The organism is Streptomyces sp. NBC_01525, from assembly GCF_045040405.1.
In the GTDB taxonomy this organism is placed as follows: Bacteria; Actinomycetota; Actinomycetes; order Streptomycetales; family Streptomycetaceae; genus Streptomyces; species Streptomyces benahoarensis.
Genome location: NZ_CP109397.1, coordinates 5,753,223 through 5,760,667, shown reverse-complemented (window position 1 = coordinate 5,760,667; position 7,445 = coordinate 5,753,223). Strand labels below are relative to the sequence as shown.

Here is a 7,445-nt window from a genome sequence, read left to right as displayed (position 1 = left end):
CCGGCCGGTCCGGGGCGCTCCGCAGGGGGCGCCCCGGACCCGCCCGTGTCTCCGCCGCCGTGCCGGGGCGGAGATCCCCAGAACAGGGACATGGGCAGGCACCGGCCCGGACCGCAAGATGGGCTGTGGACCACTGCCATCCCCCGCACGTGGCCGCCGTGCGGCCCGGTCCGCGCCTTTCCGTACTCCCCGAGGAGCCCCGCCCATGTCCGACAGTCCGTCCTTCGACATTGCCGCGCTCACCCAGCGGATGCGCGACCTCCAGGGGAACCTGTCCGCCCTGGGCGGTCTGAAGGACAGCGAGATGACCGGGCACGCGCGCGGCGGTCTGGTCATCGCGAAGGTGGACTCCGACGGGACGCTGACCTCGCTGCGGGTGGACCCGTCGGTCATCGACCCGGACGACCCGCAGTCGCTGGAGGACATGGTCGTCACGGCGGTCGCCGCCGCACAGTCGGCGCTGCGGGAGGTGCGGGCCAAGCAGGTCAACACCTTCACCGAAGGCATGCGGAGCCTGGCGGACGGCCTCCGCACCGAGAACCAGCAGCACCACGACTCCCCCCTCACCACCCCGGCGCCGTCCCCGAAGGACGGGCCGGGCTCCCGCTGAGCGGGCACGTCACCGCACCACATCGAACACGTTCATCTGCACCCCGTTCGCATACGCCGCGTGCTCGACCAGCTTCAGCTTCCGGGTGGGCTGGTCGGCGGTGCTGAACAGGCGCTTGCCCGCGCCGAGGAGCAGGGGGAAGACCAGCAGGTGGTAGCGGTCGATCAGGCCGGCGTCCGAGAGGTGGTGGTTGAGGGTGGCGCTGCCGTGGACGATGATCGGGCCGCCGTCGGTCTCCTTGAGGGCGGCGACCTCGTCGAGGGAGCGCAGGATCGTGGTCTCGCCCCAGTTCGTGGCCAGGGCGTCCGGGGTGAGGGTGGTGGAGACGACGTACTTGGGCATCGCGTGGTAGCCGGCGAATTCCGCCATGTCCGGCCAGAGGGGGCTGAACGCCTCGTAGCTGACCCGGCCCAGCAGCAGCGCGGTGGCCTCCTCCTGCTCGCGGCCCTTGATCTCGAACACCTCGGGCAGGAAGTCGACGTCGTTGACCGTCCATCCGGAATTGCGGTAGCCGGGCTCGCCGCCGGGGGCTTCCACGACGCCGTCGAGCGAGATGAAGGCGGTGCTGATCAGCGTGCGCATCTGGGGTCCCTCGGGATCTGGTGTCCGGCCGCCGTGGCGGTCGCCGGGCCCGGGTGCGGGCGCGGCGCACCGACATGATCACCGACCGCACGGCATGCGGGAACCCATCCGCCACATCCGTCCCGTTCGCCTCAGCCGTCCGGAGTACGGGGGGGCGGCCCGGCGCACGGTCGTCCCGGAACGGAACGGTCCGCGGAACCCGCCGCTGCTCAGAACGCGACGGTCGACACCGTATGCACCACCGGATGCCCCGGCTCGTCGAAACTCACCGTGATCTGCTGCGACGGCTGCGGCCTATCGCGGTGCTCACGCAATCCGGCGAACTGGCCGTCACCGGTGAAATCCCAGCCGACCTGCGCCGCCTGCCGGGGCGTGATGGTGACCTCACCCTTCTTGAGCGCGTCGACGCTGGTGCCGATGGCCTTCAGATAGCGGGCCAGGCCCGCGCCGTTGGTCCGGAACTGCACGAAGAGCGAGCTGCTGTCCCAGGAGTTCGTCTCGTAGTAGTAGACGGGCGTCGAGCCGAGCGGCACCGGGACGTTGTAGATCCGCTGCTGCACCTTGGACGGGAAGGCGTTGGTCAGGCCCGTCGCGGCGGCCTCGGCCTCCTTCGTCTCGCCGCTGCCGCGGCTCTGCTCGGCGGAGATGACGATGTAGCCCGCGGGGAGGGCGATCAGCAGGAAGACGATCACGGCCATCAGCCAGCGGCGGGGCGTCTCGCGCTCAGGCGCGGCGGCGGGCGGCTGGGCGGCGGCGCCCGTGAGGTCCTGGGTGGTCATCGGCGGCCGGTCCGTTCGTAGCGTTCGTAACGCTCCACCCGGCGGCGGTTGGCGCGCCGGAAACGGCGGGCGACCAGCCGGGCGAGGTCCGCGGCGCCGACCATCCCTGCCTCGGGCCCCAGCTGCGCCTTGACGATCCGCGCCTCGGGGCGGTAGCCGCGGCCGGTGAGGGTGCGGCGGAAGGCGTCCGTGGCGGGGCCGATCAGCAGGTCGTCGGCGGCGCTGACGCCCCCGCCGATGACGAAGCAGGACGGGTCGAGGGCGGCGGCGAGGTTGGCGATGCCGACGCCGAGCCACTGGCCGATCTCGGCGAGCAGCTCGACGCACATCGCGTCGCCCTCCCGCGCCAGCTCCGTGATGAGCGGCCCGGTGATGTCCGGGACGTTGCCCTTGACCCGCTCGATGATGTTGTACGCGACCGGGGAGTCGGCGGCGGCCAGTTCCCGGGCCTCGCGGACCAGGGCGTTGCCGGAGCTGTACTGCTCCCAGCAGCCGCGGTTGCCGCACGGGCAGCGGTGGCCGCCGGGCACCACCTGCATATGGCCGAACTCCCCGGCCACCCCGTACTTACCGCGTTTGACCTGGCCGTCCTCCAGGATGGCGCCGCCGATGCCGGTGCCCAGCGTGATCATGACGAGGTGGTCCTCGCCGCGTCCGGCGCCGAACCGCCACTCCGCCCAGGCGGCGGTGTTGGCGTCGTTGTCGACCATGACGGGGACGGCGAGGCGGCCCGCGAGGCGGTCGCGGAGCGGTTCGTTGCGCCAGTTCAGATGCGGGGCGAAGAGGACGTTGGAGCGGTCCGCATCGACCCATCCGGCGGCGCCGATGCCCACCGCGTGCACATCGTGCCGGTCGGAGAGGTCGAGGACCAGCTCGGTAATGGTGTCCTCGACGACCTTCGGGCTCTTGGACTTGTCCGGCGTCTCGGTGCGGACCTGCTCCAGGATCGCGCCGTCGGCGTCGACGACGCCCGCCATGACCTTGGTGCCGCCGATGTCGATGCCGACGGTCGGGACGCGCGGCGCGGTCAGGTGCGAGCGGCGCTGGCGGGTCCCGGCGGTGCGCAGCACGGTCGCTCGGGCGGGCCCCCGGGGGACGCGTTCACGGTACGTACTCATCGGCCCACCTCGCCGTGGCTGCGGTGGTGGCCCGGTCGGCTGTGTGCGCGCAAGAGTCGTCTCGTCCCTGCGGGTCTCGGGAGGCCGGTGCGGCCTCGGTGTGCGGGCGGGGGTTCCGCCGGGGCTGCGGTGCGCGGGCCTTCCGGTCGTCGGGAGCCCCGGGGTGCACGGGTTTGGTGCGATTGTGCATCACCGGCCAGGTCCAGCGCATCGCGGCGTGGGGACGCGGGCGCAAGCGCCGCGCCCCTCGGTCGGGCTCAGCCGGGGCGGTGGCCGCCGGGGAATTCCGGGGTCGCCTCGCGGGCCAGCTCGTGGCTGAGCTGCTCCAGCTCGCTGCCGCCCGCCATTTGGCGGGTCAGCTCCTCCAGCGAGATCTCCGACCGGGCGTGGCTGCCGGCCATCGCACCGCGCTTGAGGAGGACGAAGCGGTCGCCGACGAGGTAGGCGTGGTGCGGGTTGTGGGTGATCAACACCACGCCGAGCCCGGCGTCCCGGGCGGCCGCGACGTACTTCAGGACGACGCCGGACTGCTTGACGCCGAGCGCCGCCGTCGGCTCGTCGAGGACGAGGACCTTGGCGCCGAAGTAGACGGCGCGGGCGATGGCGACGCACTGCCGCTCGCCGCCGGAGAGGGTGCCGATGGGCTGGTCGACGTCGCGCAGGTCGATGCCCATCCGCAGCAGTTCGCTGCGGGTGGTCTCGCGCATGGTGCGCACGTCCAGGCGGCGGAACGGGCCGCGGCCCACGGTCGGCTCGGAGCCGAGGAAGAAATTGCGCCACACCGGCATCAGCGGGACGACGGCGAGGTCCTGGTAGACGGTGGCGATGCCGCGGTCGAGGGCGTCGCGCGGGTTGACCAGGCGGGTCTCGTCCCCGTCGACGGTGAAGCTGCCCGCGTCGTGCTGGTGCAGCCCCGCGATGATCTTGATGAGGGTGGACTTCCCGGCGCCGTTGTCGCCGAGCACGCAGGTGATCTCCCCGGCGTGCACCTCCAGCGAGACGCCTTCCAGCGCCTTGACGTTGCCGTAGAACTTGCTGACGTCGGCCAGCTCGACCAGGGCCGTCATGCCTTCTCCTCCGCCCGTTTGCGCACCCATGCGTTCAGCAGTGTGGCGAGCAGCAGCATCGCCCCGAGGAAGAACTTGAACCAGTCCGGGTTCCACTGCGCGTAGACGATGCCCTTGCTGGTCATGCCGAAGATGAACGCGCCGACGGCGGAGCCGATCGCCGAGCCGTAGCCGCCGGTCATCAGACAGCCGCCGACGACCGCCGCGATGATGTACAGGAACTCGTTGCCGACGCCGTCGCCGGACTGGATCGCGTCGTACGAGAACAGCAGGTGCTGGCCGGAGATCCAGGCGGCGAGAGCGACGCCCATGTACAGGCCGATCTTGGTCTTGACGACCGGGACACCGACGGCGCGGGCCGCGTCGTCGCCGCCGCCCACCGCGAAGATCCAGTTGCCGACGCGGGTGCGCAGCAGGACCCAGGTGGCGACGGCGACCAGCACGATCCACCACAGGATGGTGATCTGGATGTCGACGCCGCCGAGCGTCAGGTGCGAGGCGAAGACGGCGCGGGCGGAGTCGAAGCCCTCCATGTCGGCGATGGTCTTCGTGGAGACGGTGCCGCTGATCAACTTGGTGAAGCCGAGGTTGAGGCCGGTCAGCATGAAGAACGTGCCGAGCGTGATGATGAAGCTGGGCAGCTTCGTACGGGTCAGCAGGAAGCCGTTGAAGAACCCGATGGCCAGGGTGACCAGCAAGGACACCCCGACGCCAACCCAGGTGTTGGCGGTCATCCGGTAGCTGAACATCGACGAGATCAACGCCGAGCTGACCACCATCACCCCGGCGGACAGGTCGAACTCCCCGCCGATCATCAGCAGCGCGACGGGGACGGCCATGATGCCGATCGTCGACGACGCGTACAGGACGGTGGAGAGGCTGGAGGCTTGCAGGAAGGGTTCGGCGGCGAACGCGAAGAAGAGGAAGACGGCGAGGGCGCCGACGACCGAGCCCAGTTCGGGGCGGCCCATCAGGCGGTGCACCAGGGAGCGGTGCAGCAGGCGCTCGTCGCCGCCGGACGCCGCGTCCGCGAGCTGTGGCGGGGCGCCGCTTCCGGACGGGCTCATCGAGTGCCCCGCTTCGTGTACTCCCGGAGAGCCGCGGCGTCCTTCTTGGTGATCACCTGCGGTCCGGTGAGCACGGGCTTGCCGCCGCCGAGCATGTCGGCGTTGTACTTGTACAGCCACAGCAGGTCGACGGCCTGGTACCCCTGGAGGTAGGGCTGCTGGTCGACGGCGAAGCCGAGGGAACCGTCCTCGATACCGCCCGCGACCTGCGCATTGAGGTCGAAGGTGTCGATCTCGGCCTTGCTCCCGGCCTGCTCCTTGGCCTTGACGGCGGTGGGCGCGAACGGCGCGCCGAGGGTGACGACCGCGTCGATGGACGGGTCGGCCTGGAGCTTGGACTCGATGGACGACTGCACATCGGGCATGTTGGTGCCCTCGACGTACAGCTTCTCCAGGTCGCCCTTGAAGGTCTTCTTCGTGCCGTCGCAGCGCTGCTCGTGGCCGACGTTGCCCTGCTCGTGCAGGACGCAGAGGGCCTTCTTGTGACCGCGGCGGTTCAGCTCCTCGCCGACCGCCTCACCGGCGACCGTCTCGTCCTGCCCGATGTGGCTGAGCGCGCCGAACTTCTTCGAATCCTCGGCGCCGGAGTTCACCGTGATCACCGGGATACCGGCCTTCTCGGCCTTGGCCACGACGTCCTTCATCGCGTCGGGCTTGGCGAGGGTGACGATCAGCCCGTCGACCTTCTGGTCGATGTAGGACTGCACCAGCTGGCTCTGCCGCTGGGCCTCCTTGTCGTGGCCGTAGACGAACTTGATGTTGTCCTTCGCCGCGGCCTGCTGCGCGCCGTTCTGGACGATGTCCCAGAAGGTGTCGCCGTCCCCGGAGTGGGTGACCATCGCAAAGGTCCACCTGGGGGTGTTCACCGCCGCCCGGCCGCCGGCGGCCTGCGCCGCCCGTGCGTCCTCGGCGCGTTTGCCTCCGGTACTGCTGCACCCCGCGAGGGAGGCGCCGAGCACCGCCGCCAGCACGGCGCCCATGACGCGTACGCCTCTTCGAACCCTTGCCACGAGGTCTTGCCCTTCCGCCGATTGTCACGCTCTGTCGGGTGGCCGCCGCGCACCGTTCCCGGAACGCCGGCCCCAACCGACCAAGTATCCGTTACCTGCGATCTGTACCGGTTCATGGGGTCTGACACCGGGCCCACGGCGGTGGCTCCGGCCCGGGAGCGTAGCCCAGGGGCGGGCGGGTGGCGGGAAAACGACGAAAGAGGAGGGACGGACCGTCACTCTCCGTACCCTCCCCTTCCTCCGCGGGTCACTTCATCCAGGCGTCCTCGTACTTCTCATACGTCCCGTCGTTCTTCGCCAGATGGACCCACTGGTCGACGTACGCGGTGAACTCGGCGTCGCCGCGCGGCAGGGCGTACGCCTTCTCGGAGAAGGTGAACGGCTTGTCCGGGTGGAGCGCGCACAGCTCGGGGTGGATTTTGGCCTGGTAGAGCGTCTCCCCGGCATCGGTCATCATCACATCGGCGCGCCCGGCGATGATCTCGTCGAAGATCGTGGTGTTGTCCGGATGGACGGTGACCTTCGCCCGCTTCAGGTGCGCCCGCGCGAACTCCTCATTCGTCCCACCGGGGTTGACGACCACCCGCGTCTCCGGCCGGTCGATCTGCTCCAGCGTGCCGTACTTCTCCTTGTCCACGCAGCGGACGATCGGCGTCTTGCCGTCGCGGCGGGTGGGCTCGCTGAACGCCACGGCGCGGGCGCGCGGCAGCGTGATGGAGACGCCGCCCATGGCGATGTCGCACCGCCCCTCGGCGAGGTCCCCGACGAGCGACGCCCAGGTGCTCGCGACGTAACGGGGCTTGGCTTCCAGGCTCGCCGCCAGGTCCTTCGCCATGTCGAGGTCGACGCCGGAGTACGCGCCCGTCTTGGGGTCGCGGTAGGTGTAGGGGCGGTAGTCGCCGGTGGTACAGACACGCAGCACACCGCGGCGCGGGACGGTGTCCAGGAGCGAGCGGGCCGACGGTTGCGGCCGGTGCGCACCCGCCGCGGTCGGCGCCGCGCCGGGCGCCGGGGCGGGCGTGGCCGCGGACGGCGCGGCGGCGGTGGCGGCGAGCAGGACGGCCAGGGCGGACAGGGTAACGGCGCGCTTCATGGGTTCGGGCTCCTGTACGGGGATGGTCGGTACGGACGGTGCCGGCACGGCGCGGGCGGTCGGACGCCGCGCACAGCGTGGCAGAGTCCGCACGGCCGGTGAAGGGCGTGATCGGTCCG

Annotated in this window: 8 protein-coding genes; 1 reads left to right on the top strand and 7 read right to left on the bottom strand. The window is 70.8% G+C overall.

The annotated features are described in order from the left end of the window. The first annotated feature begins 205 nt into the window (after window positions 1-205). A complete protein-coding gene (locus OG422_RS25435) occupies window positions 206-610 on the top strand; it encodes a YbaB/EbfC family nucleoid-associated protein (RefSeq protein WP_405745968.1) in 405 nt (134 codons plus the stop codon). A gap of 9 nt (window positions 611-619) precedes the next feature. On the opposite strand, the gene OG422_RS25430 is transcribed toward OG422_RS25435, so the two are convergent. From OG422_RS25430 to OG422_RS25400, 7 genes are all read right to left on the bottom strand, one after another. Further along, window positions 620-1,192: a dihydrofolate reductase family protein gene (locus OG422_RS25430; protein WP_405745965.1), complete on the bottom strand. Its 573-nt coding sequence runs from the start codon at window positions 1,190-1,192 to the stop codon at window positions 620-622. 209 nt (window positions 1,193-1,401) lie between these two features. Next, window positions 1,402-1,971 (bottom strand): hypothetical protein, encoded by a 570-nt coding sequence (locus OG422_RS25425; RefSeq protein WP_405745962.1) that lies wholly within the window; start codon window positions 1,969-1,971, stop codon window positions 1,402-1,404. Beyond that, complete coding sequence (locus OG422_RS25420) at window positions 1,968-3,089, bottom strand: ROK family glucokinase (protein ID WP_143939699.1); 1,122 nt, start codon at window positions 3,087-3,089, stop codon at window positions 1,968-1,970. Before OG422_RS25420 ends, OG422_RS25425 begins: the two co-directional genes overlap by 4 nt. Window positions 3,090-3,346: 257 nt before the next feature. After that, on the bottom strand, window positions 3,347-4,156 hold the full coding sequence (locus OG422_RS25415) for an ATP-binding cassette domain-containing protein (protein WP_143939698.1): 810 nt from the start codon (window positions 4,154-4,156) through the stop codon (window positions 3,347-3,349). Further along, entirely contained in the window at window positions 4,153-5,223 is a 1,071-nt protein-coding gene (locus OG422_RS25410) for an ABC transporter permease (RefSeq protein ID WP_405745959.1), read from the bottom strand. Before OG422_RS25410 ends, OG422_RS25415 begins: the two co-directional genes overlap by 4 nt. Next, the gene (locus OG422_RS25405; RefSeq protein ID WP_143939696.1) at window positions 5,220-6,203 is read right to left on the bottom strand and encodes a sugar ABC transporter substrate-binding protein; all 984 of its coding nucleotides are present in this window, start codon (window positions 6,201-6,203) and stop codon (window positions 5,220-5,222) included. The genes OG422_RS25410 and OG422_RS25405 overlap by 4 nt, the downstream gene beginning before the upstream one ends. Before the next feature lie 277 nt (window positions 6,204-6,480). Further along, window positions 6,481-7,326: a transporter substrate-binding domain-containing protein gene (locus OG422_RS25400; RefSeq protein ID WP_405745956.1), complete on the bottom strand. Its 846-nt coding sequence runs from the start codon at window positions 7,324-7,326 to the stop codon at window positions 6,481-6,483. Window positions 7,327-7,445: the final 119 nt, after the last annotated feature.

Bases quoted from the DNA above. Each gene is read 5' to 3' on its own strand.
- OG422_RS25435 (WP_405745968.1), top strand. From the start codon at position 206: ATGTCCGACAGTCCGTCCTTCGACATTGCCGCGCTCACCCAGCGGATG.
- OG422_RS25430 (WP_405745965.1), bottom strand. From the start codon at position 1,192: ATGCGCACGCTGATCAGCACCGCCTTCATCTCGCTCGACGGCGTCGTG.
- OG422_RS25425 (WP_405745962.1), bottom strand. From the start codon at position 1,971: ATGACCACCCAGGACCTCACGGGCGCCGCCGCCCAGCCGCCCGCCGCC.
- OG422_RS25420 (WP_143939699.1), bottom strand. From the start codon at position 3,089: ATGAGTACGTACCGTGAACGCGTCCCCCGGGGGCCCGCCCGAGCGACC.
- OG422_RS25415 (WP_143939698.1), bottom strand. From the start codon at position 4,156: ATGACGGCCCTGGTCGAGCTGGCCGACGTCAGCAAGTTCTACGGCAAC.
- OG422_RS25410 (WP_405745959.1), bottom strand. From the start codon at position 5,223: ATGAGCCCGTCCGGAAGCGGCGCCCCGCCACAGCTCGCGGACGCGGCG.
- OG422_RS25405 (WP_143939696.1), bottom strand. From the start codon at position 6,203: ATGGGCGCCGTGCTGGCGGCGGTGCTCGGCGCCTCCCTCGCGGGGTGC.
- OG422_RS25400 (WP_405745956.1), bottom strand. From the start codon at position 7,326: ATGAAGCGCGCCGTTACCCTGTCCGCCCTGGCCGTCCTGCTCGCCGCC.